The 25,732-nt window shown below is 70.7% G+C and carries 20 protein-coding genes and 1 pseudogene; 7 read left to right on the top strand and 14 right to left on the bottom strand.

All coding sequences use genetic code 11. The annotated features are described in order from the left end of the window. Nucleotides 1-15: 15 nt before the first annotated feature. The 6 genes from FREUN1FDRAFT_RS16085 to FREUN1FDRAFT_RS16060 all read right to left on the bottom strand — a co-directional run bounded on the left by FREUN1FDRAFT_RS16085 (nt 16) and on the right by FREUN1FDRAFT_RS16060 (nt 6,642). Complete coding sequence (locus tag FREUN1FDRAFT_RS16085) at nt 16-243, bottom strand: hypothetical protein (protein ID WP_006541159.1); 228 nt, start codon at nt 241-243, stop codon at nt 16-18. 376 nt (nt 244-619) lie between these two features. Next, the gene (locus FREUN1FDRAFT_RS47710; RefSeq protein WP_006541158.1) at nt 620-2,539 is read right to left on the bottom strand and encodes a TerD family protein; all 1,920 of its coding nucleotides are present in this window, start codon (nt 2,537-2,539) and stop codon (nt 620-622) included. After that, entirely contained in the window at nt 2,536-3,027 is a 492-nt protein-coding gene (locus FREUN1FDRAFT_RS16075) for a hypothetical protein (protein ID WP_006541157.1), read from the bottom strand. Before FREUN1FDRAFT_RS16075 ends, FREUN1FDRAFT_RS47710 begins: the two co-directional genes overlap by 4 nt. A 47-nt stretch (nt 3,028-3,074) precedes the next feature. Then, nucleotides 3,075-4,319, bottom strand: coding sequence for a toxic anion resistance protein (locus tag FREUN1FDRAFT_RS16070; RefSeq protein WP_006541156.1), 1,245 nt, complete (start codon nt 4,317-4,319; stop codon nt 3,075-3,077). A 205-nt stretch (nt 4,320-4,524) separates the two neighbouring features. Then, nucleotides 4,525-5,709: an NADH:flavin oxidoreductase gene (locus tag FREUN1FDRAFT_RS16065; RefSeq protein ID WP_006541155.1), complete on the bottom strand. Its 1,185-nt coding sequence runs from the start codon at nt 5,707-5,709 to the stop codon at nt 4,525-4,527. 36 nt (nt 5,710-5,745) lie between these two features. Continuing rightward, on the bottom strand, nt 5,746-6,642 hold the full coding sequence (locus tag FREUN1FDRAFT_RS16060) for an NmrA family NAD(P)-binding protein (RefSeq protein ID WP_006541154.1): 897 nt from the start codon (nt 6,640-6,642) through the stop codon (nt 5,746-5,748). Nucleotides 6,643-6,771: 129 nt separating this feature from the next. Here FREUN1FDRAFT_RS16060 and FREUN1FDRAFT_RS16055 point away from each other — a divergent pair, with 129 nt between their 5' ends. Then, nucleotides 6,772-7,227: a helix-turn-helix domain-containing protein gene (locus FREUN1FDRAFT_RS16055; protein ID WP_006541153.1), complete on the top strand. Its 456-nt coding sequence runs from the start codon at nt 6,772-6,774 to the stop codon at nt 7,225-7,227. Nucleotides 7,228-7,433: 206 nt separating this feature from the next. Here FREUN1FDRAFT_RS16055 and FREUN1FDRAFT_RS16050 read toward each other — a convergent pair whose 3' ends face one another. After that, nucleotides 7,434-8,354 carry an NADP-dependent oxidoreductase gene (locus tag FREUN1FDRAFT_RS16050; RefSeq protein ID WP_006541152.1) on the bottom strand — a complete coding sequence of 307 codons (921 nt, stop codon included), beginning with the start codon at nt 8,352-8,354 and terminating at the stop codon, nt 7,434-7,436. A gap of 88 nt (nt 8,355-8,442) precedes the next feature. Between FREUN1FDRAFT_RS16050 and FREUN1FDRAFT_RS16045 the strand changes: the two are divergent. Then, a pseudogene (locus FREUN1FDRAFT_RS16045) lies at nt 8,443-9,386 on the top strand (AraC family transcriptional regulator). A 56-nt stretch (nt 9,387-9,442) separates the two neighbouring features. Here the strand turns inward: FREUN1FDRAFT_RS16045 and FREUN1FDRAFT_RS16040 are convergent. The 6 genes from FREUN1FDRAFT_RS16040 to FREUN1FDRAFT_RS16015 all read right to left on the bottom strand — a co-directional run bounded on the left by FREUN1FDRAFT_RS16040 (nt 9,443) and on the right by FREUN1FDRAFT_RS16015 (nt 15,231). Then, on the bottom strand, nt 9,443-10,159 hold the full coding sequence (locus FREUN1FDRAFT_RS16040) for a 3'(2'),5'-bisphosphate nucleotidase CysQ (protein ID WP_035951804.1): 717 nt from the start codon (nt 10,157-10,159) through the stop codon (nt 9,443-9,445). A gap of 44 nt (nt 10,160-10,203) precedes the next feature. After that, nucleotides 10,204-12,126 carry a sulfate adenylyltransferase subunit CysN gene (gene cysN / locus FREUN1FDRAFT_RS16035; protein ID WP_006541148.1) on the bottom strand — a complete coding sequence of 641 codons (1,923 nt, stop codon included), beginning with the start codon at nt 12,124-12,126 and terminating at the stop codon, nt 10,204-10,206. Next, nucleotides 12,126-13,028: a sulfate adenylyltransferase subunit CysD gene (cysD, locus tag FREUN1FDRAFT_RS16030; RefSeq protein ID WP_035951803.1), complete on the bottom strand. Its 903-nt coding sequence runs from the start codon at nt 13,026-13,028 to the stop codon at nt 12,126-12,128. The genes cysN and cysD overlap by 1 nt, the downstream gene beginning before the upstream one ends. 62 nt (nt 13,029-13,090) lie before the next feature. Then, nucleotides 13,091-13,996 carry a nitroreductase family protein gene (locus FREUN1FDRAFT_RS16025; protein ID WP_006541146.1) on the bottom strand — a complete coding sequence of 302 codons (906 nt, stop codon included), beginning with the start codon at nt 13,994-13,996 and terminating at the stop codon, nt 13,091-13,093. A gap of 80 nt (nt 13,997-14,076) precedes the next feature. Then, complete coding sequence (locus tag FREUN1FDRAFT_RS16020; protein WP_006541145.1) at nt 14,077-14,367, bottom strand: cytochrome P450; 291 nt, start codon at nt 14,365-14,367, stop codon at nt 14,077-14,079. Nucleotides 14,368-14,430: 63 nt separating this feature from the next. Next, nucleotides 14,431-15,231 (bottom strand): SDR family NAD(P)-dependent oxidoreductase, encoded by an 801-nt coding sequence (locus tag FREUN1FDRAFT_RS16015; protein ID WP_006541144.1) that lies wholly within the window; start codon nt 15,229-15,231, stop codon nt 14,431-14,433. A 182-nt stretch (nt 15,232-15,413) separates the two neighbouring features. Between FREUN1FDRAFT_RS16015 and FREUN1FDRAFT_RS16010 the strand changes: the two genes are divergently transcribed. Continuing rightward, nucleotides 15,414-16,238, top strand: coding sequence for a TetR/AcrR family transcriptional regulator (locus tag FREUN1FDRAFT_RS16010; RefSeq protein WP_006541143.1), 825 nt, complete (start codon nt 15,414-15,416; stop codon nt 16,236-16,238). Here the strand turns inward: FREUN1FDRAFT_RS16010 and FREUN1FDRAFT_RS16005 are convergent. After that, nucleotides 16,182-17,042 carry a Sir2 family NAD-dependent protein deacetylase gene (locus FREUN1FDRAFT_RS16005; RefSeq protein WP_006541142.1) on the bottom strand — a complete coding sequence of 287 codons (861 nt, stop codon included), beginning with the start codon at nt 17,040-17,042 and terminating at the stop codon, nt 16,182-16,184. The two genes, FREUN1FDRAFT_RS16010 and FREUN1FDRAFT_RS16005, sit on opposite strands and share 57 nt — an antisense overlap. A 342-nt stretch (nt 17,043-17,384) precedes the next feature. Between FREUN1FDRAFT_RS16005 and FREUN1FDRAFT_RS16000 the strand changes: the two genes are divergently transcribed. The 4 genes from FREUN1FDRAFT_RS16000 (at nt 17,385) to fxsT (ending at nt 25,729) form a co-directional block, all read left to right on the top strand. Then, nucleotides 17,385-18,089 (top strand): effector-associated domain EAD1-containing protein, encoded by a 705-nt coding sequence (locus tag FREUN1FDRAFT_RS16000; protein WP_006541141.1) that lies wholly within the window; start codon nt 17,385-17,387, stop codon nt 18,087-18,089. Between the two features lie 107 nt (nt 18,090-18,196). Beyond that, nucleotides 18,197-19,774, top strand: a complete 1,578-nt coding sequence (locus tag FREUN1FDRAFT_RS15995) for a hypothetical protein (RefSeq protein WP_006541140.1) — start codon at nt 18,197-18,199, stop codon at nt 19,772-19,774. A gap of 142 nt (nt 19,775-19,916) precedes the next feature. Further along, complete coding sequence (locus tag FREUN1FDRAFT_RS15990; RefSeq protein WP_006541139.1) at nt 19,917-20,999, top strand: MoxR family ATPase; 1,083 nt, start codon at nt 19,917-19,919, stop codon at nt 20,997-20,999. Continuing rightward, a complete protein-coding gene (gene fxsT / locus FREUN1FDRAFT_RS15985; protein WP_006541138.1) occupies nt 20,996-25,729 on the top strand; it encodes an FxSxx-COOH system tetratricopeptide repeat protein in 4,734 nt (1,577 codons plus the stop codon). The genes FREUN1FDRAFT_RS15990 and fxsT overlap by 4 nt, the downstream gene beginning before the upstream one ends. The last annotated feature ends 3 nt before the right edge of the window (nt 25,730-25,732 follow it).

The following is a 25,732-nucleotide window of genomic DNA, read 5'->3' as shown; positions in this document are numbered from 1 at the left end:
AGATCCAGCTCGTCACTACCCCTCCGGCGGCCGGGCAGCGGCAAGCTCCGCCTGAACCCGGATCACCGCCGCCTGCGCCGCAGCGACCCCCGCCACCGCCACCCCCAACCGATCCAACCGATCGCTCAACCACCCCTCGAACACCCGATGCTCGACCGGAACCCCCTCCTGCCCGCCGTCCAGAGCGGGCACGCAGGACAGATTGGTCGGGTTGGTCGGGCTGGTGACGGTGCTGGGAGTCATGGCACTTCACCTCCGGACTGGAAGCACACACCACGCGATCGAACGGGCGTTCGATCGCAACGGCGATGCTAAACCGAAAAACGACCGGCAAGACCGGGCCGGAGAACGGAGGACACAACGAGTTCACCCACCACCCAGACCGCCTTGACAACCTGCCACCCAGGCAGGCAACCTCGCATTCTCAGACCAACCAGAAACACCCCACCCCCGAGCAGTCAGCACCACGTTCTCTTGCGGTCGCCATAACCGCACCGCAATTTCTCTGCCCCATATCGGAGTGACAGCCCGAGCCATCCGAAAACCAATTTATCGACAGAATAGATACAATCAAAAGGGGGCACAGCCCGAGCGAGACCACAGGTCCTCCGCCCGGGTTTCAACGTCCGGCCGTATCCCAATCGCGCGACCAGCCGTAGCGCACGGCGGCATCGGCCTGTGTGCCTTCAACAAAGTCGTTCTCCCGGCGGATCACCAGGTCGTCCCCCACCACGTGGAACGACACCGCCACGCACGTGCGCGCGTTCTCCGGCGCGTTCCCCAGCCGGATGGTGAGCTGCTCTCCGGTCCGAGCGGAGACGACCACCGACGGTCGTAGCAGCCCCCACTCGGGCGCACGGTGCAGGCCGTAGGCGTAGACGAAGAACCGCTTGAAGGTCGTGAGCGTGCCGAGATCGGCAAAGATCGTCTGCTCATCGCGCTCGTCGCCCCCGACGAGTCGCAGGACCTGGCGACCGGCGCGACCGGTGCCGGTCGCCGTTCCGGCGCCGTACTGCTGGATCACCCCGGTCTCGCCGTCCAATGCCTGCCAGAAGCACCCGAAATGGATGTTGCTCGGACGGGGCAGACCCATCCGCGTCGTCAGCGGGGTCCAGTGCAGTGACACCGTCATGGCGCCGCCGGTGCCCCGTTGCTCGCCGGTCCAGATGGTGGCGGGATGCTTCTCGTCCAGTGTGCTTACGCGCTCGTGGCGCTGGCGGTAACGGGACGACCGCTCGCTCACCTCGACGGTCGCAGGCCGGGGGCCGACGTCCGCCTGGCTGAGGTCGAGCGGCGACGGCGCGGACTCCCGCGGTGACGACGGGCGCGCCCCGGCTGGGACAGCGTGGCTCGGTCCGGCCGCCGGACCCTGGTGCCCCGCGGCGGGTGTCTGTGCGGCACCCGGCGGACGGAGCGTGACCGGCGGCGCGGGCGGGGATGCGGGCAGCGTCCGCGCAGGCGGAGGCGAAGCAGGAGGCGGAGGCGGCGCAGGCACAGGCCCAGGCGGAGGCGATGTGGGTCTGGCCGGCTGCGGCGGCGTGGAGGGCCGTGGTGGCGTGGAGGGCCGTGGCGGCGTGGAGGACCGTGGCGGCGTGGAGGACCGTGGTGGCGTGGAGGGCCGTGGTGGCATGGGCGACGGCGCGGGGCCTGAGGCCGCCGGCGGACGTCTCGCCGCCTCCAGGTGGTCGGCCACCTTCCGTCGGCTGTGGGATCGGGAGAGCCGGCTCACGAACGAGGCCACCTCCCCCGGCCTGGCCACCGGCAGTTCGCCCGGGGAGCCGGCACCACCCGCGGTGCCTACGCCACCCGGCGAGCCGGCACCACCCGCGCTGCCTACGCCACCCGGCGAGCCGGCACCACCCGGGGAGCCGGCCAGACCCGCCATCCCGTCCGTGTAGCCCTCGCCGACCGCCCGGAACTTCCAGCCGGTCGGATGCCGGTACAGCTCGCCGAAGACGAGCGCGGTCTCGTAGCCGGTCTCGACCGTGAAGGTGTAGCTGACGATCTCGATGCCGTTGGCGTCGTCGTACAGCCGGATCGAGCCGTGCGGCACCGAACGGAAGCTCCGGCCGGACCCGGCGGCGGCGTAGATCGCGGCCGCGAACTGGAGCCTGGTGACCGTTCGTGGCACGGCGGCAAGGGTGACGACGACCTCCTCGCTACCTCCGCCGGCGGGCTGCCCCGGCGGCGGCGACGCCCCGATCGGCTCCGTGGGATTCGGCACCTGGCTGGTGAGTAGCAGCAGCGGTGTGGGCTCCGTGTCATCCACCAGGACGAGAACGCCGTCGACCTCGAGCCCCGCGCGAGGCCCGCCACCAGCCTGAGCACCGCCACCAGCCTGAGCACCGCCACCAGTCTGAGCACCGCCACCAGCCTGAGCACCGCTCCCGACATCAACCCCGGCTCCACCCCTGGTCCCAGCCCGGGCCCCGGGTTCGGGTGCGGCTCGGCTCCAGGAGGTCACGACACGGACACGCTCGACCCCGGGTGCCTCCTTCGCCAGCAGCACGTTGCCGCCGCGGGGCAGGGTCGCCGTCAAGAGTCGAGATCCGATCGGCGGAACTTCGCTTCCAGGAACCGGGCCTGAATCGCCAGTTTCGCGGCGTCCCCGGAGTAGACGGAGTCCTGGAGCTCGATGGCACCCTCGTCGAGGAGCTGCAGCTGGCGCACCAGGTCCTCGGCGGGGGTCGTCCCGGTGATGCCCGGGCGGTCGGTGTACTGCGATGGCAGCGCCAGGAAGTCGTCGAGCGCCCGCGGCAGGTAGTCACGGACGATCATGGTCAGGTAGCGTAGCTCCTCGTCGCTCGCCGACCTGGCTTCGACATACACCAGCAACGGCCGCAGGACGTCGTCGATGTCGCGCACGGTCGGCACCGCGCCGGGCGGGAGCCGCCCCCCGTCGGCGTTCGCTCCGGTGACGATCGCGGCGAGCTCCTTGCGCAGCTCGGCTGCCCGCCCTGCGGGGGACGTCTGCGCGTCCTGTTCGGCGTCTTCTTCGGCGCGCCCGCCACGCCGCCGGAAGATCATGCTTCCGGCCCTGGTCGTGGGCCCGCCGTCACTGGGGCGGGCACCTGTCAGCCCTCGCCGTTGCGGGCCCGCTCCAGGTAGGCCTTCGAACGGCCGACCTGCGTTTCCAGCGCGGCGACGGTGGTCGCGAGGCTGTCGACCGCCTTGACCTTGTAGGTGTCGATCGCGTCCATCGTCGCGAAGACGTTGTCGAACGCCTTCTGCAGCGTCTCGACGTCCACGGTGCTGGATGAGGCCTGTTCCTGGATGCGACCGGACTGCTGGCGCAGCAGCTCGCTCGTCGACAGGATCATGTTGTTGGTGGTCGCGTTGAGCGCCGTGATCTGGTCGAGGACCAGCTGCTGGTTGGCCAGTGCCTGAGCCACCATCACGGCGGTGCGCAGGGCGGCGACGGTCGTGGACTGCGCCCGGTCGACGCCCTTGATCAGCTCGATGTTGTTCTTCCGGACGAGGTCGAGGGCCAGGTAGCCCTGCACGCTCACGGCCAGCTGGGTGACCAGGTCCTGCTGGCGCTGGCGGATGGGGAACAGCGCGTCGGAGGTGAGGGCGTCCGCCGTCGTCGGGTCGGTGATCCTGATCTGGTCGATCCGGGTCGAAACGGCGCTGTCGAGGGCCCGGGCGAGCGTGGCGTACTCGGTGATCTTGCCCATCGCGGCCCAGAGTGTGGCCTTCTCGTGCTCGATGGCGGCATTGTCCTTGCGCAGCTCGTCCTGACCCGAGCTGAGGGCGCCGATGATCGCGTCGAGCTGCTTCTGCGCGGACTGGTAGCGCTGGAAATAGCGGGCGATCTTGTTCCCCATCGGGACCACACCCAGCAGCTTGCGGGCGCCCTTCAGGTCCGCCTTCCCCGGGTCGAGGTCGGTGACCGTCTGGCGCAGCTCGACCAGGGTGCCGGCAACCCGGGCCTGGGCGTCCGCCCCGGCCCGGCCGCCCCGGGACCCGCGGCTCGACTGCAGCGCCGCCGCCGGCCGGTCCAGCATCCGGCTGGACACCCGCGCGCTCGCCACGATCTCCCGCTCGCCCATCCGGGTGATGTCGTTGATCTTGGACTGGAAGGCGGGGCTGCGCGGATCCTGCGCCGCGAGATCGGCCGCGAACGCCGCGGCGCGCTCCCGCAGCGCCACCTTGGTCGCCTCGTCGAGCGGGACCATGCTGTCCACCTGGTCGTCGGCAACGACGGGCACCGGGGCAGGCGGCACCAGCTCCAGCACGCCACCCGTGGCAGCAGCCCCGGCGGAGGCCGCACCGGCCCCCGAAGCCGGCGTGCCACCAAGGTCCAACGAGTCCGACACGGCGTCCCCTCCCCGACATCCGCCGGGCAGTAACCCTGCTCGGCCGGCGTGGCCCACCACAAACCGGATGAAGTGGGCCGCACGAAGTGTCTGCCACCATCGACCCTACGCGAAATGCCTTGTCGACCAGCGGACTCGACGAAGCCCCCGGGCCCCGCCACGACGTCCGCCCAAGTACCGGTGGAAAGCGCGCGGGCGGTGCCCGTCAGGTGAGGCGGGTCTCGTCCGCCTTGTCGTAGGGACGGATCTCCGCCAGGCGCCCTTCCCGCAGTTTCGTGGTCCAGGCGGGCTCGGAGAGCACGGCCCGGCCGAGCCCGACCAGGTCGAACTCGCCGCGGGCGAACAGCTCCAGCAGCGGGGCGAGGCTCAGCGACGCGGCCGCGCCCTCATGGTCACCACGGAAGGCCGTCGACACTCCGACCGAACCGACGGCGATGGTCGGGAGGCCGGTCAGGCGTTTCGTCCAGCCCGCGAGGGTGCGCGGTGAGTCGTCGAACGCCGGCAGCCAGTAGCGGCGGGTGGACACGTGGAGGACACTGACGCCGGCGTCGACGAGCGGGCTCAGCAGCGTGTCGAGATCGTGGGGCGTCTCGGCGACGACCGCGTCGTAGTGCCCGCCCTTCCACTGCGAGAAGCGGTAGATCACCGGGTAGTCCGGGCCGACCTCGCCGCGGACCGCCGCGACGACCTCCGCCCCGAGGCGGGCCCGGCCAGCCAGGCTCCCGCCGTAGCCGTCGGCGCGGCGGTTGGTGAGCGACCAGAAGAACTGGTCCAGCAGGTAGCCGTGGGCACCGTGGAGCTCGACGCCGTCGAAACCGACCCGCCGCGCGTCCGCCGCGGCACGGGCGAAGGAGGCGATCACCGCGTCTATCTCCGCCGTGGTCGCCGGCTCCCCGGCCACGGCACCGTCGGCCCGCAGGCCGGACGGGCTGAGCACCGGCGCCCGCGGGTGCGGCGGTGCCCCGGGCTCACGAACGGCCCCGAGATGCCACAGCTGGGGCACGATCCTCCCGCCGGCCCCGTGCACGGCTTCGACGACCCGGCGCCAGCCGGCCAGCGCGTCGTCGCCGTAGAAGCGCGGTACCCGGTCGCTCGTCCCGGCCGAGGGATGGTCGACGTAGGTGCCCTCGGTCACGATCAGGCCGAGGTGCGCGGCCCGCCGCGCGTAGTAGGCGGCGACGTCCGCGCCGGGCACACCACCCGGGGAGTGCTGCCGGGTCATCGGCGCCATCACGAAACGGTTGGCCAGCTCGACGCCCGCCAGCGAGAACGGCGTGAACAGCGGCGCCGCATCGGTTCCGTCCAGCAGGCGCGAGCTGGCCTCCAGGGTGGAAGAGCTCTGCGTCGCAGGGCTCGGTGCGGCAGGGACAGGGCTCGAGGACACAGTCACATCGCGTTCAAGGTTGGTCCGGGCCCCCGTGTTCCGTCACGAAGCCGCGGACGTGGCGGCAGAAACGGTGGCGGCAGAAACGGTGGCGGCGGACACGGCGTCGGCCAGCGGGGTCGTCGGATGGCCGATGAGCCGAGCCAGGTCACCGGTGGTGATCAGCAGCCGACCGGCGCCGATGGCCCGGTCCGCGTCGGCGAGGACGGCCGCGACGGGCGCGGGAACACCGGCACCGGTCAGGACGGCCTCCAGCTCCGCCTGGGTCACATCCCGGTACACAACCGGCCGGCCGGAGTGCGTGGCGACCTGCTCGGCCAGCTCCGCGAGCGTGAAGGACGTGTCGCCGCCCAGTTCGTACACAGCACCCTCGTGCCCCTCGCCGGCGAGGACCGCGGCGGCGGCCTCTGCGTAGTCGGACCGGGCCGCCCCGCTGATCCGACCCTCACCGGCGCTGCCGACGATCACACCGGTCTCCAGGTAGACCGGGATCTGGCTGGTGTAGTTCTCGAAGTACCAGCCGTTACGCAGGAAAGTGAACGGCACACCGATGTCGCGGATGCCCTCCTCTGTTCCCCGGTGCTCCACGGCCAGCTGCAGGTCGGTGGTGTCGGCGTAGGGGGCGCTGGTGTAGGCGACGAGCACCGCACCGGCGTCGCGCGCGGCCCTTGCCGCACCGACGTGCTGGTCCACCCGGCGGCCGAAGTCCGTCCCCGAAACGATCAGCACCTTCTCCGCGCCGGCGAAGCCGGCCGCGAGCGAAGCCGCGTCGTCGAAGTCGATCCGCCGGACGTCCACACCCCGCTCGGCCAGCGCCGACAGCGCGCCCACATCGCGTGTTCCCGCAACGATCCGCCGAGGGTCGATGCCTCGCGCGAGCAGGTTCTCCACGACGAGGCGGCCGAGGTTGCCGCCGGTTCCGGTAACGACGAGGGACATCAGATCTCCAGGTGACTGCGTCTGCGTTGCCGCATTGCTGCGTTTTCAGGGCGCGGCCGCGCCCACCCGGACTCTCCCGCAGACACTTCCTGATGCACAGTACCCACCTTCAGGTAAGGTACTGACCCTATGGTTAGCACGCGGCTCACCAACCAGGCCGACGGACAGATCCGGACCGGCGAACCAAGCCAGGGCACCGAACCGACCGCCGACCACTTCGGCGAGCTCCGGTCCTACTTCGCGGACGGCGTCTTTCCCTCGTCGTGCCCGACCAGGACTGTCCTGGATCACGTGATGAGCAGGTGGGGCGTCCTCGTCCTGCTGACGCTGGCCGAGCGCACCCTGCGCTGGGGTGAGCTGCGCCGCGCCGTGCAGGGGGTGAGCGAGAAGATGCTCGCCCAGACCCTTCGGACACTCGAACAGGACGGGCTGGTCCACCGCGAGGCGTTCCCTGTCATCCCGCCGCATGTGGAGTACAGCCTCACCGACCTCGGGGACGATCTCGTCCTCCGGCTGGCACCCCTGATGACCTGGATCGCGCGGCACGCGGACGAGATCGTGGCCCGTTCGGCGCAGCCCACCTGAGGCGGTGGCCGATATCGCGCGGCGGCCCGGAATCGGGCGGTCGACGACGCACAACAAATCACGACACGAGAACAGATCCGTACCGATCAACCGCGTGGGACTCGACAGCCGGGACGGACGCCGTCGCCTGGGTCAACGAGCAGATGACCATAGCCACCCGCACGATCGCGGTCTGCTCGCAGGCCTGCAGTCGTTTGGGGGTCCCCTCACGGAACAATTATGATCTTGCCGCGGTTGCGGCCGGACTCGGCGTCGCGATGCACCGCGGCGAGGTCGGCGAGGGGGTGGGACGCGGCGATGTCGATGTGGACCGCGCCGGTGTCGACGAGTGCGACGAGTGCGGCAAGCTGGCTGGTGTCATTGCGCGCCACGAAGTTCTTGGCTGTCACGGGGATGCTGGTGGGCGGTTCGATCGGGGTGGTGATGGAAACGAAAATGCCGCCGGGGCGGAGCAATGGGACCAGGGCATCGGCCTTCCGCGGGGTGATCGCGGCGAGGTTGAGTACCGTGTCGACCGGCTCATCCAGCTGATCGGCAATGGGTGAGGCGGTGTAGTCGATGATTTGGTCGGCGCCCAGGCGACCGACCGCTACGGTACTGCGTGGGCTTGCCGTGGCGATCACGTGTGCTCCTGCGTGCTTGGCGAGCTGGACAGCGAACCCACCGACCCCGCCGCCAGCACCGTTCACAAGGACCCGCTGCCCGGTTGTGACGTGGGCGTGGTCAAAAACCGCCTGCCAGGCGGTGAGACCGGCGACGGGGATGGCCGCGGAGTGGGTGAGCGGGGTCGAGGTCGGTGCCGGTACCAGTGTCTCGGCCGGGGCAACCGCGTATTCGGCCGCGGCGCCGCTGTCGAGAAGTCCGATGACTCGATCATCGACGGTGAACGTACCGACGTTGCTATCGACCTCGACGACTGTGCCGGCGACGTCCCAGCCGAGGACGTGCGGCAGTTCCAGCGGAAAGACGGAGCGCAGCAGCCCGGAACGCAACCCGATCTCGGATGGGTTGAAGGAGGTCGCGGCGACGCGAATCAGTACCTCGCCCAGTTCGGGAAGCGGGCGCGGGACGTCTTCGTGGCGAAGGACAGAAGCGTCTCCGTACTCGTGAATGCGGATCGCGCGCATACACCGAACCTAGGACGAAAACACGATCCAGCCCATGTGCAGGAGTGCCTGATTCATATTCGATCGTCTCACCGGTAATACTGCGCAGATGGATGTGCTCAGCGACGTGATCACGGTCATGCGTACCGGTCGTCCGCGTTCAGCGCGGGTGACCTGGCACGCCCCCTGGGCGCAACGGTTCGGATCCGTGCCCGGCTCCGTCGGCTTCCAGGTGATCATGCGGGGACCGTGTTGGCTTGTCGCGCCGGGCACTGTCCCGGTGCCGTTGGCCGCCGGGGACGTGGTGTTCCGGCCGCACGGGCGCGGGCACACCCTGGCGGACAGCCTGACGGCCTCACCAGCTGCGACCCCCTGCGATCCGAGCGACCCGCGGCTTCTCGAGATCCACATCACCGACACCGTCGGCACCCCCTCTGGTACGCCTGCCCCCGCTGCGGTGACGCTCTGCGGTGCCTACCAGGTCGATCCGGCCCGGCCCGGACCCATCCGCTTCTGCGCGATCTGCCGGAACTCGTACACCTCCCTGCACATCTCGCGCGGCATCCCGAACTACGCGCCACCGTCGATGCGCTCGCTACCGAACTGGAGCACCCCCGTCCCGGCAGAGACGCCATCGTCCCCGCACTGCTCGACACCCTGCTGGTCCACATCCTGCGAACCTGGTTCGACGAGCGGCCCACATGCGAACCCGCCACCGGCTGGGCAGCTGCACTCAACGACCCGGCGACCAGCCTCGCACTACAGGCCATACACCGCGACCCGGCGCGGCCCTGGACAGTCGCGGCGCTGGCCGCCGAGGCAGGACTGTCCCGGGCGCCCTTCGCCCGGCGCTTCGCCTCCCTTGTCGGGCAGCCGCCGCTGAAATACCTGACCTGGTGGCGGATGACCACCGCCGCCCGGCTGCTGCGAGAGTCCGACGCGCCGCTGAGCACCGTCGCAGCCCGGGTCGGCTACACGTCGGAATTTGCCTTCGCCAGCGCATTCAAACGCTGCTACGGGACCGCACCCGGCAAGTACCGCCACGGCGAGTAGCGGAAGTGCCTCCTGGTGCGGATCGCCACCCCGGACGCGGTGCGCTCGGCGCCGGGCTACTGGTCGCGTAGGGCGGCGAGGACGTCCTCGGCCAGCTCGGGGCGGCAGATGAGCAGGTCGGGCAGGTACGGGTTGGCCTGGTTGTAGACCAGCGGGGAGCCGTCGAGGCGGGAGGTGTGCAGGCCCGCGGCGGCGGCGACCGCGACGGGGGCGGCCGAGTCCCATTCGTACTGGCCGCCGGAGTGGGCGTAGACGTCCGCCTCGCCCCGTACCACCGCCATCGCCTTCGCCCCGGCGGAGCCCATGGGCACCAGAGTGGCGTCCAGCCGGCGCACCAGATGGTCGACGCAGGCCGGCGGGCGGGTCCGGGACACCACCAGCCGGAGGGGCCCCGCCTCCCGCGGCGGGAGCGCCGGCGGCTGGCCGGTGTGCAGGACCAGCCCGCCGGCGGCCGGCAGCGCCACGGCTCCGAGGACGGCTCGGCCGCCGACGGCGAGCGCGACGTGGACGGCCCAGTCCTCGCGGGGTGGCTCGCCGTACTCGCGGGTGCCGTCGAGCGGGTCGATGATCCAGACCCGCTCGCGCTGGAGCCGTTCGGGGCTGTCGGCGCTCTCCTCGGAGAGGACGGCGTCGGCTGGCCGGGCCGCCGCCAGCCCGGCCAGCAGCAGCTCGTTCGACTGCCGGTCACCCTCGGCGCCGCCCTGATCGCGGATGGCGACCAGATGGGTGCCGGCCTGGGCGGCGAGGGCCGCGGCGAGGCTGTGGTCGTCCAGGTCAGCCAGGTCGGCCAGGCTGGCGGCCGCGGTCGGGCGTGTGCTCACGATGCCTCCGGTGGGGTCAGGATGCCGGTGCCGCGCAGGTAGTCCACGACCGTCTCGGCCGCGGTCTCGGCCGAGACGGACCCGCTGGCATCGAGCACGATCTCCGCGTTCTCGGGCGCCTCGTACGGCGAGTCGATGCCGGTGAAGTTCACCAGGTCGCCGCGGCGGGCCTTGGCGTAGAGCCCCTTGCGGTCGCGGGACTCCGCCACCGACAGCGGCGTGTCGACGAAGATCTCGATGAACTCGCCCGCGCCGAGCAGCTCGCGGGCCATCTGCCGCTCGGCCCGGAACGGGGAGATGAACGAGGCCAGGACGATGGTCCCGGCGTCGACCATCAGCTTCGCGACCTCGGCGACCCGGCGGATGTTCTCCACCCGGTCGGCGTCGGTGAAGCCGAGGTCCTTGTTGAGGCCGTGGCGGACGTTGTCGCCGTCCAGCAGATAGGTGTGGAAGCCCTGGTCGTGCAGCCGCTTCTCGACGAGGTTGGCGATCGTCGACTTGCCGGCGCCGGAAAGCCCGGTGAACCACAGCAGCGCCGGCCGCTGGCCCTTCTGCCGGGCCCGCGCGGTCTTGTCGACCTCGACGGCCTGCCAGTGGACGTTGTCGGCGCGGCGCAGCGCGAAGTGCAGCAGCCCGGCCGCCACCGTCGCCCGGGTGAACCGGTCGACGAGGATGAAACCGCCGGTGTCACGGTTGGCCGTGTACGGGTCGAACGGGATCTGCCGGTCGAGGTTGATGTTGGCGACGCCGATCTCGTTGAGCTCGAGCGTCCGGGCCGCGGTGCGTTCCAGGGTGTTGACGTTGACCTTGTACTTGGGCTGCGCGATGGTCACGCTGGCGGTCCGGCTACCGATCTTGAGCAGGTAGGGCCGGCCCGGCAGCATCGGCTCCTCGCTCATCCAGACCAGGTGGCATTCGAACTGGTCGGCGATGCCTGGTGGGTCGCCGGCGGTGGCGATGATGTCGCCGCGGCTGACGTCGATCTCGTCGGTGAGGGTGAGGGTGATCGACTGGCCGGCGATCGCCTCGTCGAGGTCGCCGTCGGCGGTGACGATCCGCTCGACGGTGCTCTCCTGGCCCGACGGCAGCACCCGGACCCGGTCACCGGGACGGACGCTGCCGCCGACGATCTGGCCGGAGAAGCCGCGGAAGTCAAGGTTCGGGCGGTTGACCCACTGCACCGGCAGCCGGAACGGGCCGGCGTGCAGATCGTCGGCGATCTCGACGGTCTCCAGGTGCCCGACCAGCGTCGGCCCGGTGTACCAGGGGATGTTCGGACTCAGCTCGGTGATGTTGTCCCCGCGCAGCGCCGACATCGGGATCGCGACGATGTCGGTGAGACCGATCTGGGCGGCGAACTCGCGGTAGTCCGCCTCGATGGCGTCGAAGACGTCCTGCGAGTAGTCGACGAGGTCGAGCTTGTTCACCGCCAGGACGACGTTGCGGATTCCCAGCAGCGACACCAGATAGCTGTGCCGGCGGGTCTGGGTGAGCACACCCCGGCGGGCGTCGATGAGGATGACGGCGAGGTCGGCGGTGGACGCGCCGGTCACCATGTTCCGGGTGTACTGCTCGTGCCCGGGGGTGTCCGCGACGATGAACTTGCGCCGCTCGGTGGAGAAGAACCGGTAGGCGACGTCGATCGTGATGCCCTGTTCGCGTTCCGCGGCGAGCCCGTCGACGAGCAGCGCGAAATCGAGCCCGTCGCCCTGGGTGCCGACCTTCTTCGAGTCGTTTTCCAGCGCGGCGAGATGGTCGGAGAAGACCAGCTTCGAGTCGTAGAGCAGCCGGCCGATCAGCGTGCTCTTGCCGTCGTCGACGCTGCCGCAGGTGATGAACCGCAGCATCGACTTGTTCTCGTGCGCGCGCAGATAGCCCTCGATGTCGGCCGCGACGAGGTCGTTGGTCGCGTGCGCCATCAGAAGTACCCCTCCTGCTTCTTCTTCTCCATCGACCCGGAGGAGTCGTGGTCGATGACCCGGCCCTGCCGCTCCGAGCTCGTCGTCAGCAGCATTTCCTGGATGATCTCCGGCAGGGTCGCGGCGTTGCTTTCCACCGCGCCGGTGAGCGGGTAGCAGCCCAGGGTGCGGAACCGGACGCTGCGCTGCTCGGGAACCTCACCCGGGGCCAGCGGCATCCGGTCGTCATCCACCATGATCAGCGCTCCGTCACGTTCCACCACCGGACGCTGGGCGGCGAAATACAGCGGGACGATCGGGATCTGCTCGCGGTAGATGTACTGCCACACATCCAGCTCGGTCCAGTTCGACAGCGGGAACACCCGCACGCTCTGGCCCGGGGCCTTGCTCGCGTTGTAGAGGCGCCACAGCTCGGGGCGCTGCGCCTTCGGATCCCACCGGTGCTGCGCCGACCGGATCGAGAAGACCCGTTCCTTCGCCCGGGACTTCTCCTCGTCCCGGCGGGCCCCGCCGAACGCCAGGTCGAAACCGTGCTTGTCGAGCGCCTGCTTGAGACCCTCCGTCTTCCACATGTCCGTGTGCGTCGCGGAGCCGTGGTCGAACGGGTTGATCCCCCGCTCGACGCATTCGGGGTTCTGGTGGACAAGCAGATCGACACCGAGGTCGGCCACGATCTTGTCGCGGAACTCGTACATCGCCCGGAACTTCCAGGTCGTGTCCACATGCAGCAGCGGGAACGGCGGCCGGGACGGATAGAAGGCCTTCATAGCCAGGTGGAGCAGCACGGAGCTGTCCTTGCCGACGGAGTAGAGCATCACCGGTCGCTCACTCTCGGCGACCGCCTCCCGGAAGATCTGAATGCTCTCCGCCTCAAGGCGCTGCAGGTGTGTCAGTCGGCCCATGCCGGGGTTGCCCTTCTCCGTTCGTGCTCTCCGTGCCGGCGCGTCCACGCGGTCGGTCTGGCTCATCGCTGCGGTCCTTCGTCACGTCCGGTGACCGTTGCCGGTCGAGGCTGTCGAGGCGGATCGGCGTCGGCGGCCAGATCGGCCTCGGCGGCCGGACCGGGATCGGCAGCCGGACCGGGATCGGCAGCCGATCCGAGCGAACCAGCAGCCGGCCGGGGTGGGCCGGCTGTGGTGAACCTCGTCCCAGCCGGATCCACGGCCCAGTCCGCGGGGCAGCCCCATTCCTCCTCGTACACAAGCTCGGCCAACGGCCTGCGGCGCACCGGGCCATGCCGGCCCGCCGGCCGGCCCAGCGTGATGGTGCCGGCGATGAACGTGCCGTCGGGAACCCCCAGCAGGGCCCGCAGCTCGGCATCGACGGCGAAGTTCCAACCAGTGAACGCGCCACCATATCCGAGCGCGCGGGCGGCGAGCAGAAGATTCTGACAGGCCGGATACACCGACGCGCCCTCGGACGGCGTCGGCTCACGGTAGCGCACCAGGCACGGCAGGATCAGCACCGGAATCCGCTCGAACCCGTCGACGAACCGCTGGAGGGCACGGGCCGTCCGGGCCTTCGGCGAGTCGGCGACGCCGCCGGAGCCGCGGTCGTAGCCGTCCGCCTGGCGCTTCGCATCCCAGACCCGCCGGGCGGCCTGCCCGATCAGCGCCTTCGCGGCCTGGGCCTTCGGGCCGTCCGTCAGCACGACGAACCGGAACGGCTGGCGGTTGGACCCGCTGGGGGCCCGGGTGGCCGCGAACAGGATGGTCCGCAGGACCTCCCGAGGCACCGGTTCGTCGGTGTAGCGACGGATGGCCCGCGTCGTCGTCAGGCCCTCCAGCAGGCCCACCGTGTCCACCGGAAGCACGGTGCCCGCCGGAAGCCCCGGTGGCGCCGTAAGCGCCGGGCTCTCCCCCGTGGTCATCGGTCAGATCCACCTGTCCGCTCGCGGTGCATCCGTCCATCCTCCCGCTCGGTCGCCGCGCCCGTCCGACTGGCTCGTTGTTATGAAGCAACCACGGGCAGGCGCTTCCATCCCGTCGTCGTGGATGTGTGGTGCAACACCGTGCCTTCGTAGTCGATGTCCCAGTCGGTCCAACGCCGCAGCACCTCGTCGAGCGCCAGCCGGCCTTCCATGCCTGCCGGCGAGGCGCCGAGGCAGAAGTTCGGGCCGTGCCCGAAGGCCAGGTGACGGTCGATCCGCCAGTGGATGTCGAACGAATCCGGGTCCGCGAAGTGGCACTCATCACGGTCCGCGGAGGAATTGAGTACCGCTGCACAGCTACACAGCGGCACAGCAATGTCGCGGTGTGGCGGGGCACGCGGGGCACGCGGGCACGGCAGGGCGGCAGGCCGCGGTCAGCAGAAGTCGGAACCGCCGTCGACATTGACGTTCGCGCCGGTCATGTAGGTGTTGCGACGTGAGGCGGTGAAGGCGATCACCGCGCCTATCTCGGCCGGTGCCCCGGCTCGCGGCAGGTGCGCCGGATGACCGAAATGCTCGGCAATGCCACTCATGACGGCACGCAGGTCTCCCGGATCGATGCCGACACCACGTGCCCAGGTGGCCAGGCCCTCGGAGGCGAAACTACCGGGCGACACGGTGTTGACCAGAATCTCGTCGTCAGCCAGGGTCAGCGAAAGGTTCTTGCTGATGCTGGTCACCATCGACTTGGCCGCCGTGTAGGCGATCAGGGAGGCGGTCTGACGCTTGGTCGAATGCGCCGAGATGTTGACGATGCGGGCCCATTCGGCAGCGCGCAGGAGCGGGAGGGCTGCACGTACGCAGCGCACCATCCCCAGGACGCCCACATCGACGGCGGCGAGCCAGTCGTCGTCGGTGAGCTCCTCGAACGGGCCCATCCGGTCGCCCTTCGGACCGGTGGCGTTCACCAGGCTGTTCAGCACACCCCAGCGGCCCCGCACCACGTCGAAGGCGGCGGTCACCTCGTCCGCCCGGGTGATGTCGGCCTGGAGGGCGACGGCGTCGGCCGCCCCGAGCTCCAGCAGCCGCGCGACAGTTCTGTCGAGGTTCGCCCGGCCGCGGGCGAGCACTCCGACCTTCGCGCCCTCGGCCGCGAAGCACTCCGCGGCGGCCAGGCCCATTCCCTGGATACCACCCTGCACCACGACCGCGGCACCGGCTAAGCCAAGATCCACCTTGACCGCTCTCCCATCCAACAATCGAACGATTCGCCGACGAACAATTCGCGTGACGAACGATCCCTCCGACGAGCGATCCGCCCGGACGAACGATGTGCCTGCCGACCGATGTGCCTGCCGACCGATACCCGAGGACCGGTTCACCCGAATGAATTTCGCGACAGTATGATGACACCAATATGAGCGTGCCCGCAACACCCGCGGAGAACGGGGGCCAGGCGCGGGCCCGTCGGCGCTACAACAGCCCGGTCCGCCGCGAGCGAGCCATCCAGACGCGGGAACGCATCGTCACCGCCGGCTCCGAACTGGTCCACGGGTTCCCGGTCTGGGACTGGAGCGACCTCACCTTCCGTGCGGTCGCCGAGCGGGCCGGAGTCGGCGAGCGCACCGTGTACCGCCATTTCCCAACCGAGGTCGACCTGCACGGTGCGGTCATGCGCCGGCTGCAGGAGGAGGCCGGCGTCACCTACGACAATCTGGGTCTCGACCGACTCACCGAGATCACCGCGCGGTCCTTCGCGACGCTCTCGTCCTACGCGGTGGCGCGCTGGGACCGCACCGAGCCGCATCAGCCGGCACTCGTCGCCGAGGACCAGCGGCGCCGGGACGCACTCCTCGCCGCCGTCGCCCCGCACAGCGTCGGCTGGAGCGACGACGAGCGCGCGGCGGCGGCGGGCATGCTCGACGTCCTGTGGAACGTGCCGACCTACGAACGACTGGTTCGGACGTGGAACCTCACGCCCAGCACCGCGACCGAGGCCGTCAGCTGGGTCCTCGATCTGGTTGTGGAGGCGATCCGCGCCGGCCACCGTCCCGGTACCGGCCGGCCCGAGGCTGACCAGCACCAGCAGGCCGCGCCACCACCGGCAGACCCCGCTCAGCCCGGGCCAGAGCAGACGGCGCCAGAGCAGACCGAGCCGGGGCAGGCAGGGTCAGGGCAGGCGGGGTCAGGGCAGGCGGGCGTCGAGCTCGGTCAGGGCGGTCAGGGCGCCGAGCGGGAGTGAGACGCCGCCGCCGGCACGGACACCGGCCTCCACCGGGTTGACCCGGATCAGCCGGCTGCCCGCGACCGACTCCGCCAGCCGCCGGACGGTCGGCACCGCGGTGCCGGCACCGAGCTCGATCACGGCCAGCCGGGCATCGCCACCCCCGGCGAAGTGCCCGTCGAGCCAGGACATGCAGGCACGCGTCGCCTGCTCGGTGCGCAGCCCGACCCAGGTCCAGTCACCGAACATCAGGATGTTCGGGCGGGCGAGCGAGCCACAGCGCGGGCAGCGGGGCAGCGGTTCCCGCGCCCGCATCGACTCCGGGTCGACCGCGACGTCGACCCCCTGCGCCGACCAGACGTCCGAGGTGCAGGGCCGCACGCACTGAAGGTGATGGATCGAACCGTGCACCTCGGCCACCTCGGCGATGCCGGCCCGCTGGAACTGGCCGTCGACATTGGAGGTGAACACCCACATCCCGGCGGGCAGCCGATCGGCCCACCGGCGCAGGATGCCGAACCCGGCGTGTGGCACGGTCTCCCGGTAGAGGGCGAGCCGGTGCCCGTAGAAACCCCAGGCCAGGGCGGGATCCGTGCCGAAGTGGGCCGGATCGGCGAGCTGGACGAAGGACAGACCGAGGCGCGCGTAGGGCGGGTACGCCCGCCAGAACCCGGTGTCGCCACGGAAGTCGGGCAACCCGGAATCCACCCCCATGCCCGCTCCGGCACACACCAGCAGCGCGTCCGCCTCGCCCAGAAGCTCGGCCGCCCGGTCCAGGGCATCGCGGACCTCGACCGGCGGCTGCTCCCGCGACGCCGTCATCTTCGCCTCCAGCACCCGTCAGGTCATCGAGTGACCCCACCAGTCACCCATCATCGCGGTCGGGGGCGGACCACTCACGGTCCCGCCCCCTCGATCGGGGCGCCCCCGGACCCGGTCCCACCGCCGCCGCGCCGCCGGGCCGTTGCGCCGTTGCGCCGTTGCCGGACACACCATCACCGCGACCGGATTCACAATTCCAGCCCATGCCATGCCGGCCCGTCGTACAGTCCTGGCAGAGTTTCATTCGGACGGACACTCTCGGACGGATTCCTGTGCCCATTTCGGGCGCTGTCGGCCTTACCGCCCGGTGAAGTGACCCCGTTGATCTCTTCGGGGGCGCGGATGTGCACGGATCAAGATCGGGAGCAGCCCGGCCCGAGTTCACGCCGACTCATCGAACGGCGTCTGGTCGAGGTGCTCGACGACGCCGCCGATCTGCATTCGGAACGCAGCCGCCTGCTGCTGGCCCGTCAGGTCGAGCGGGAACTGAACACCCGTGTCCGGGTGACCGACCTTCCCCTCTCGCGGCAGTGGTTCATCCGACTGCTGGAGATCTGCGCCGAGCGCCCTGGCGGAATGGCCGCACTCGCCGTGGCCGTCGCGCAGCTGGAGCCCGGCGGAGTCACCGCGAAGGACGTCGCACAGCTCGCCGCACACTGGGAGCAGCTCGGCACTCCACGCGGAAAGCACGCCACCGCAGCGGAAACCGCAGGCCCGAGCATCCGGCCGGCACGGGAGAGCCCCGCACCGGAAAGGATCACCGGCGCTCCGAACGTGCACGGACTCTCCATCACCGAGGTGCAGGCTCTGGCCGCCGCCTTTCCTGCCCGGTCCGCGTCGCAGAGCCTTCTCACCGCCGCCGGTCTCGCGCCGGAGCAGCAGCCGTCCTGGGCCGCACGCAGCGCCCTGGAGTTCTGGACCGAAGTGAATCAGCTCCTGACCGCCGGCGCACTGGTGGACGGCCGGCGGAAAATTTTGGCCGCAGCGGCCGAGCGCCTACCCGAAAACCCGCATTTCGGGGGTTTCCAGCCACCTCAATTGTGCTGATGTAGGACACTCTGAAGAAGACTCAGCCGCGCCCGGCAGATCTCCCTGCGCGGCCGGCGCGAGAGGCTCGGGGGCCCGTGACCGGTGCGGAGGAACCTCGCAACCGTATGACTCGGGATGCTTTCCTGCACCGATACCGGTCCGCGGTCGAACGGCAGATCGTCGAAACACTCGACGACCACCCGGACCTGCACGGGGCCGGAAGCCGACCGGTGCTGCTGCGCAGATGCGCCGCCTGGTCGGGAACACGGCTGCCGATCAGTGACCTGCCCCACGCCCGGCACTGGTTCGTCGACCTCGTGGGCTCCTTCAGCCGCGAAGGCCGCTTCGATTTCCTGGCCGAGGCCGTCAACGACCTGACCGGTGACGGCGAGCTGCGCGCGGCACTGCTGCGGCTGGACGACGCCTGGCAGGCAGCCAAGGTCGCCGCCGACGCTCCCGAGGGCCTGTGGGAGGAGCTCCGGCGCGAGCTGAGCTCCGTGCCGGCGTCGCGGGTCGCGGACGTCCTGCACCAGGTCACCGAGGGCCGGCACAGCGGGCCGGAGTCCGACCACTGCAGGACCGCCTGGGATCTGTTCGTCTTCCTCTGCGACCGGTCGGCTCCGGGCAGCCGGCTCGGTCCCCGCATCGAGTTCCTCGAGCATCTGGTGCACGACATCGATCAGCGGGTGGCGCGCCGGGTCGAGGCCTGGCACCAGTCCTGCGCCGACGACTGGAAGGCGACGGCAGCGCTGCGTGCGCTGCGGCTGGGCCGCGGCAGCCCCGACAGCGGTCGGGGCGGCGGCGACGGCCGGAGCCGACAGGCGATCCTGACACTGCAGCTGGAAAGGATCGCCACCAGCCCCGACCTCTATCTGCTGCGCACCTGGCAGCAGTGGGACGGCCAGGAGACCGTCTTCCATCCGGCGGCGCCACCGGTGCAGATCACCCGCCAGGCCCTCGAATGGCAGGTCGAGGCGGCGGTACAGCGGTTCGAACGCTCGCTCGCGAGCGACGGTGTCGACGCGCGGATCGAGTTCATCCTACCGCTGGACCTGCTGGGCCTGCGGGTTGAGTCCTTCCGCGTGGAGTGGGCTACCGGTGTGCCGCTCCCCCTCGCGCTGCGCTATCCGGTCGTGCTGCGCAGCCTCGACCGGATGCGCCAGCGGGAATGGCACCGGGCGTGGCGCCTGCGGTGGCGGATCCTCACCCGGGAACCGGCGCGGGCCGCCGTCGTGCGTGGTGAGCCAGCCGACGGCAGCCTCCGCCGGCTGGAGGCACGGCTGCTCTCGGACGAGGGAGTGGTCGCGGTGGTGTTCGACAGCGTGCCAGCGGGTCACATGCAGGCGGGTCACGCGCCGACGAGCCGCGTGCCCGTGGCCCGCGTGCCTGCGGCCCACCATCCCACACCGCCGCACGAACAGCTCATCATAGCCCTACGCTGCGGAATTCCGGGAATTCTCTGGTCCTATTCCCCTGATGCGAGGGACGCCGCCTCGGGGATCCATGAGTTCGCCGGCACCCAGAAAGTTGACACCCTTCCCGACCGGGTCACCTCCGCCCGCCGTGCGGCTTTCCTGGAAACCGCACCGGACAATAGCCTCGGGGGGTATCTTGCGCTGCTATGGGATGACCCCGACAGGCTGCCGGAACGGGGGTTGGCCGGTTCTCCCAGCCACCCCGAAGGGGGACACCACCGTGACTGACGATGCCCCGGGTCGCGATCGGCCGGGTTCCGCCGATGGTGGCGCACACGCCGGCGATCCTGCGCCTACCAGCCCTCCCCGACGCGGTGGGCCGACTGGCACGGACGCCGCGCCGGGCACGCGACCTGCGCAGACACCGTCAGTGCCGGGCTGGTGGCTGTTCGACGGTGGAACCCGGTCCGAGGTCCGGGAATGGCCTCCGCCACCACCGTGGCGGACGTTCTCCGGGGGTCCCGACCAACCGGAGCCCCCGGAGGAACAACGCGAAACCACCCGGCGACTCGGCCTCGGCGGTGTACGCCTGCTCGACCACACCGCGCTCGGGATGGTGAACGCCGCTCTCGTGCTGCGCCGGCCGCTGCTGGTGACAGGCAGCCCAGGCAGCGGGAAGTCGAGCCTGGCGTACCAGATCGCGGCGAGCCTGGGGCTGGGCCGGGTGCTGCGCTGGCCCATCACCAGCCGCAGCACCCTGGCACAGGGCCTCTACGACTACGACGCGATCGGCCGTGCCCAGTACGAGGCGGTCGGCCGTGCCCAGGCGGCGCCGTCGGGCCGACCCACCGGAACGCGGGCTCGGTCGCCGATACGCGCCAAGGATCTCGCCGACGCCGAACTTACCGGGCCTGCCACCATCCCGCCGGTCGGGGACTTCGTGCATCTCGGGCCTCTCGGCACAGCGCTGCTCCCGCATCGCCGGCCGCGGGTGCTCCTTGTCGACGAGTTCGACAAAAGTGACATCGATCTACCCAACGACCTGCTGAACGTCTTCGAGGACGGGCAGTTCTCCATCCCCGAGCTGGTCCGGACTCGAGACGCCACACCCGAGGTGCGGGTCCACACCGCGGACCCCGGTGGCACGGCGACGGTCCACGCCGGCATCGTCGAGTGCCACGAGTTCCCGGTCGTCGTCATCACGAGCAACGGGGAGCGCGAGTTCCCGCCGGCGCTGCTGCGCCGGTGCACCCGCCTGGACATCCCGCCGCCCGACACCGAACGGCTGGCGGCGCTGATCGCCGCGCACTTCCCACACGGCGTCGCCGGGCGCGCCGAGCTGGTCGAACAGTTCACCCGGCACCGGGCCCTCGCCGGGCCGCTCGCCGCGGACCAGCTCCTCAACGCGGCCTACCTGCTGACGCTCGGCGCCGACACGGACGGTTCCCAGGCCTGGCCAGATCTGCGCGAACAGCTCTGGCACCGCCTCGCCCCCGACACGGACCCGGGATGACCAGCGAGGGATCCGACCCCGCCCCATCCGCACGCCTGCCGCCTCCTGCGGCTTCCGTGGAAACCGGGCCGATCTCCGGCTCGTCCGCCGGCTCCGCCGCTGGAGCCTCCGCCGCTTCCGCGGTCGGCCGGGCCGCGACCGCTGTGGCGATCACGGCCCGCGAGCACGCCGAGGCGCTTTGGCTCTACGGCCTCATGGCCAGCACCGGTTCGCACGCGCAGGGCTCCACCGCTGGCGGCGATCCACCACCGGCGCCGTCACCGTTGGGCGCCGACCACCGGGAGGACACCCGAGGCGAGGTGCACCCGACCGACCTGTCCGACCCTCCGGTGCCCCAGCCGGACACCCGCGGCGACAATGCCGGAAACACCGACACCGAAGAACAATTTTCGCCATTTCCGCGGGCCGACCGAGACATTGCGCTCGCAGCTCCCGTATCGACGAACACCCGACACCTTCGGGGTGCCCCGGAGGATGACGCGGAGTCCTTATGGACACCCCTCCCCTGGATGCGGCCCCGTAGTGGTTTCGCGTCGTTGGAGAGGCAATTATCGGGTGCCCGTCGTAGCCTGCGGCCGCTACGGCAGACTGTCGCCTCAAAGGTCCAAATGGTGCTGGACGAGGAGGCCACCGCGGAACGTCTTCTGCGCGGGCCGACGCCTGTTCCGGTCCGCAGACCAGCCCCGGAGCGCCGCTGGGAGCTTGTCCTGCTGGTGGACGACAGTCCGTCCATGCAGGTGGCCTGGCTCGACCTGGTGCCGCTGCTGCGCGACTACCTCGTCCGCGAGGGCGTCTTCCGCGACATCCGTGTCTGTTTCCTCGACGGAGACGCCGCGGAGGCGGGCCAGGTCACGCTCCGGCCCGAGTCCCGGGCCGGCGGCCTGCACCGGTCCCCACGGGAAATCATCGATCCGAGCGGCCGGAGGATCATCTGGGTCCTGACCGACGGCGTCGGGCGAGGCTGGCACAACGGGGCGCTGCACAGGCAGCTCTGGTGGTGGAGCCGCCGCCTTCCGGTGGCGGTGGTGAGCCCGCTGCCGGCCCACCTGTGGCATCTGACCGGCCTCGCCCCGCACCAGGTGAGCATCTTCGCCGCCGCCGGGCCGGGCTCAGTGGCGGTGCGCTGGCGGTTCCAGGATGCCTGGGCCGGTCTGACCGGTGACGCGGTATCGGATCAGGCCGCCGTGGCGCCGATTCCGATGCTGGGCGTGAACGGAGGCAGCATCGCCAGCTGGGCCCGCTTCCAGTCGGCGGAGCACGAGCGTCGGCTGGACGCGCCGGCTGTGCTGGTAGGACCCGGCGGCACCGGCGCGGGCGCCACGGAGGCGGGTCGGGACACGGGGGAAGGCACAGCCGCTGGCCGGAACGCGGGAGCCGGAACAGGTGGGGACGGCGCCCGCGTGACGGATGGCGTCGGGGTGACGCTGACGAAGCTGACGCCGCTGGAGATCGTGCGCCGCGCCCGCGCGACTCTGAGCCCCGCGGCCTTCGACCTCGCGGTGCGGCTCGCGGCCGTCCCGCTGACCCGGGACGCGATCCACATGGTCTGTGACCAGGTCTCACAGGCCGGCCGGGCCGAGCTCGGCGAGATCCTCGTCCACCGCCTGCTGCGTCCCGTCACGGCTGCCGCCGCCCTGCCCACGGCCGCCGACGAGGTCGCCTTCGAGTTCGGCGAGGGGGTTCCCGCCGAACTGCTCGCCTGCGGCAGACAGTCCCAGACGATCCGGACGTGGCGTTCCGCCGGACGTCTGCTGAGTCCGGCGGTGGCGGCGCTCCGGCACGTCGACGTCGTCCTGGACGACCCGGTGGGCGCCCCGCTGCCCGTGATCACTCCGCACAGCGCGCCCTTCGTCCGGGTCGAGGAGGTCGTCCTGAGCGCCCTGTCAGGGCCCTACCGATCCCGCGCACGGATGCTGCGCGACGCCCTTCGGACAGCGGAGCGTGAGGTCCGGACCGGCGGCAGCCCGGTGCCCTCGTCGGCCGGCGCCGCGCAGGCCGGCGTGTCTGGCACGCGCAGGCCTGGCCGTCGACATGAGGTAGAGCCTGTGACCCACAGTAACGACTCGACATCACGCGCTCCGGCCGCACGTACGCCCATAGATGACCAGCCCACCGCGGCCGAGGTTGCTTCCGCTGACCCTGGAGGAGGGAATGTGGCGCAGTACGACGCGCCGACAATCGTGACCAGCCCGACCGCGGCAGGCATCGCGCCGGAGATACGTCCCCCGGCGCGGCGGCCCGGGGGGCAGCCCGCGGTCTGGGGCAACATGCCCCAGCGGAACCCGAACTTCACCGGGCGCGCGGAGCTGCTCGACGCCCTGCACGAGCGGCTGCAGACCGGGACCACGGCCGTGCTGCCCGAGGCGCTCCACGGCATGGGTGGAGTCGGCAAGTCGCAGCTCGCCATCGAGTACGTGTACCGGCAGTTGGCCGACTACGACGTCGTCTGGTGGATCCCGTCCGAGCGGACCACCCAGATCAACCAGGCGCTCGTGGAGCTGGCCCAACGTCTCGGCCTGGGCGTCGGTCAGGAGGCCAATGCCGCGGTGCCCGCCGTCATCGAGGCGCTGCGCGTCGGCAAGCCCTTCAGCAACTGGCTGTTGATCTTCGACAACGCCGACGACCCACGGGCGGTGCGCGACTTCTTCCCGGCGAGCGGCACCGGCCGCATCCTGATCACGTCACGGAACGCGCAGTGGGCGGGGGCCGCCCGTGCGCTGGAGGTCGATGTGTTCCAGCGCGGGGAGAGCATCGAGCTGCTCCGCCGGAGAACAACGTCGATCGGCGAGGTGGACGCCGACCGGGTCGCCGCCGCGCTCGGCGACCTGCCGCTGGCCATCGAGCAGGCGGCGACCTGGCTCGCGGAGACGGGCATGCCGGCCGACGAGTATCTGCGGCTTTTCGAGGACAAACGTCAGGAGCTGCTGGGCACCGCGCCACCGCTGGACTACCGGATGCCCGTCCGGGCGGCCTGGAACGTCTCGCTGGACCGCCTCGCGACGTCGAACCCCGCCGCCCTGCGGCTGCTGCAGGTCTGTGCCTATTTCGCGCCCGACCCGATCTCCCGGCAGGTCTTCCGCCGCGGCCGACACATCTCGATCGTTCCCGAGCTCGACGCGGCGCTGCGCGACTCGTTCCGGCTGAACGAGGCCATCCGCGAGATCAACCAGTACGCCCTGGCCCGCATCGACCACCGCACCAACTCCCTGCAGATGCACCGCCTGGTCCAGGCCGTCCTCATCGGCCGGATGAGCCCCGACGAGCAGGAGACGATGCGCCACGGGGCTCACCGCCTGCTCGCGGCCAGCGACCCGGACGAGCCGATGAACCCCGAATGGTGGAGCGTCTACGCGGAGCTGTACCCGCATGTGATCGCGGCAGGCGCGGTGGAGGGCCACGATCCCCTCATCCGGGACCTGCTCGTCAACGAGGTGCGCTACCTGTGGAAGTGGGGCGACCACGAGGTCGGCGTCGACCTGGCGCGCCAGGCCTACGAGAGCTGGCGGGTCACCCTCGGCGAGGAGCATCCCCACACGCTCTCCGTCGGTGGCTGGTACGGCTGGCTGCTCCAGGTGGTCGGCAACTACTCCGAGGCCGCGCCCATCAACACCCGGATGTTGGAGCTGTGCGAACGGGTACACGGCCCGCGTCATCCCGAGACCCTGGCCGCGTTCGCGAACGTCACGATGGATCGCAAGGTCAGCGGCGACTTCGCGGGCGCGGTCGAGCTGAGCGAGACGGCCCGCGAGCGCGCGGTCAACGTCTACGGCGCTGACCAGCCACAGTCCCTGAACGCCGCGCACAACCTGGCGGCCGCGCTTCGGCTGGTGGGTGACTTCCGGCGCGCGCAGGAGATCGACGACGACACCTGGCGCCGACGTTGCGCCCTGCTCGGCGAGGACAACGTCATCAGCCTCGAATCCCACAGCAGCCAGAACCTCAACCTGCGTGAGCTGGGCGACTACCTGGGTGCGCGGGCCCGGCAGGAGGAGCTGGTCGCGCGGCTCCGTGCGCTGTTGGGCAACGAGTACCACCCCGACCTTTTGCGGGCACTGCGCAATCTGGCCATCGACCAGCGCAAGGCCGGTGACCACGACGTGGCGCTGCAGACCTCACGCCTCGCCTGGGAGCGGCTCCTGTCCCGGTACGGGCCGGACCATCCCGACACCCTCGCCGCGATCCTCTGCTACTCGATGGACCTGCGCCACAATGGTGATCTCGACGAGGCGCGCCGCCTGTGCGAGGACGCCCACCGGCGTTACCGGAACAGCTTCGGCGACACCCACCCGCATACGCTGGGCGCCGAGACCAACCTGGCCGTCGTCTACCGGCTGGCCGGCGACGCGGAGACCGCGTTCGAGATCGACCTCCGGTCCTGCGCCGCGCTCGCGGCGACGATCGGTCCCGACCATCCGCTGGCCCTGATCTCGGCGACGAACCTGGCGAGCGACCACTACGCGCTCGGGCGGCCAGGCGAGGCCCGCGGGCTCGACGAGGACACGCTGGAGCGGTCACGCGTCCATCTCGGTGCCGACCACCCGTCCACACTCGCCGTGCTGTCCAACCTGGCCATGGACCTGCGGGCGCTGGGCGAGCGGGAGCGGGCGGAGGAGCTGCACGCCCAGGTCGTCTCACAGCTGGACCACGCGCTCGGCGTCAACCATCTGGCGACCCAGTCGGCGATGAGCTGGGTGCGCTCCGACTGCGACGTCGATCCGATGCCACTGTGACAT

The sequence above is a fragment of the Parafrankia sp. EUN1f genome (assembly GCF_000177675.1).
Taxonomy (GTDB): domain Bacteria; phylum Actinomycetota; class Actinomycetes; order Frankiales; family Frankiaceae; genus Parafrankia.
The sequence above is the reverse complement of the archived record's forward strand: the minus strand, read 5'-3'. Positions and strand labels throughout refer to the sequence as shown.

Excerpts from the sequence above, each read along its gene's own strand:
- FREUN1FDRAFT_RS15995 (WP_006541140.1), top strand. The coding sequence starts at position 18,197 with ATGACTCGGGATGCTTTCCTGCACCGATACCGGTCCGCGGTCGAACGG.
- cysN (WP_006541148.1), bottom strand. The coding sequence starts at position 12,126 with ATGGCGCACGCGACCAACGACCTCGTCGCGGCCGACATCGAGGGCTAT.
- FREUN1FDRAFT_RS16025 (WP_006541146.1), bottom strand. The coding sequence starts at position 13,996 with ATGACCACGGGGGAGAGCCCGGCGCTTACGGCGCCACCGGGGCTTCCG.
- fxsT (WP_006541138.1), top strand. The coding sequence starts at position 20,996 with ATGACCAGCGAGGGATCCGACCCCGCCCCATCCGCACGCCTGCCGCCT.
- FREUN1FDRAFT_RS16005 (WP_006541142.1), bottom strand. The coding sequence starts at position 17,042 with ATGACGGCGTCGCGGGAGCAGCCGCCGGTCGAGGTCCGCGATGCCCTG.
- FREUN1FDRAFT_RS16055 (WP_006541153.1), top strand. The coding sequence starts at position 6,772 with ATGGTTAGCACGCGGCTCACCAACCAGGCCGACGGACAGATCCGGACC.
- FREUN1FDRAFT_RS16000 (WP_006541141.1), top strand. The coding sequence starts at position 17,385 with ATGTGCACGGATCAAGATCGGGAGCAGCCCGGCCCGAGTTCACGCCGA.
- FREUN1FDRAFT_RS16085 (WP_006541159.1), bottom strand. The coding sequence starts at position 243 with ATGACTCCCAGCACCGTCACCAGCCCGACCAACCCGACCAATCTGTCC.
- FREUN1FDRAFT_RS16010 (WP_006541143.1), top strand. The coding sequence starts at position 15,414 with ATGAGCGTGCCCGCAACACCCGCGGAGAACGGGGGCCAGGCGCGGGCC.
- cysD (WP_035951803.1), bottom strand. The coding sequence starts at position 13,028 with ATGGGCCGACTGACACACCTGCAGCGCCTTGAGGCGGAGAGCATTCAG.
- FREUN1FDRAFT_RS16060 (WP_006541154.1), bottom strand. The coding sequence starts at position 6,642 with ATGTCCCTCGTCGTTACCGGAACCGGCGGCAACCTCGGCCGCCTCGTC.
- FREUN1FDRAFT_RS16050 (WP_006541152.1), bottom strand. The coding sequence starts at position 8,354 with ATGCGCGCGATCCGCATTCACGAGTACGGAGACGCTTCTGTCCTTCGC.
- FREUN1FDRAFT_RS16075 (WP_006541157.1), bottom strand. The coding sequence starts at position 3,027 with ATGATCTTCCGGCGGCGTGGCGGGCGCGCCGAAGAAGACGCCGAACAG.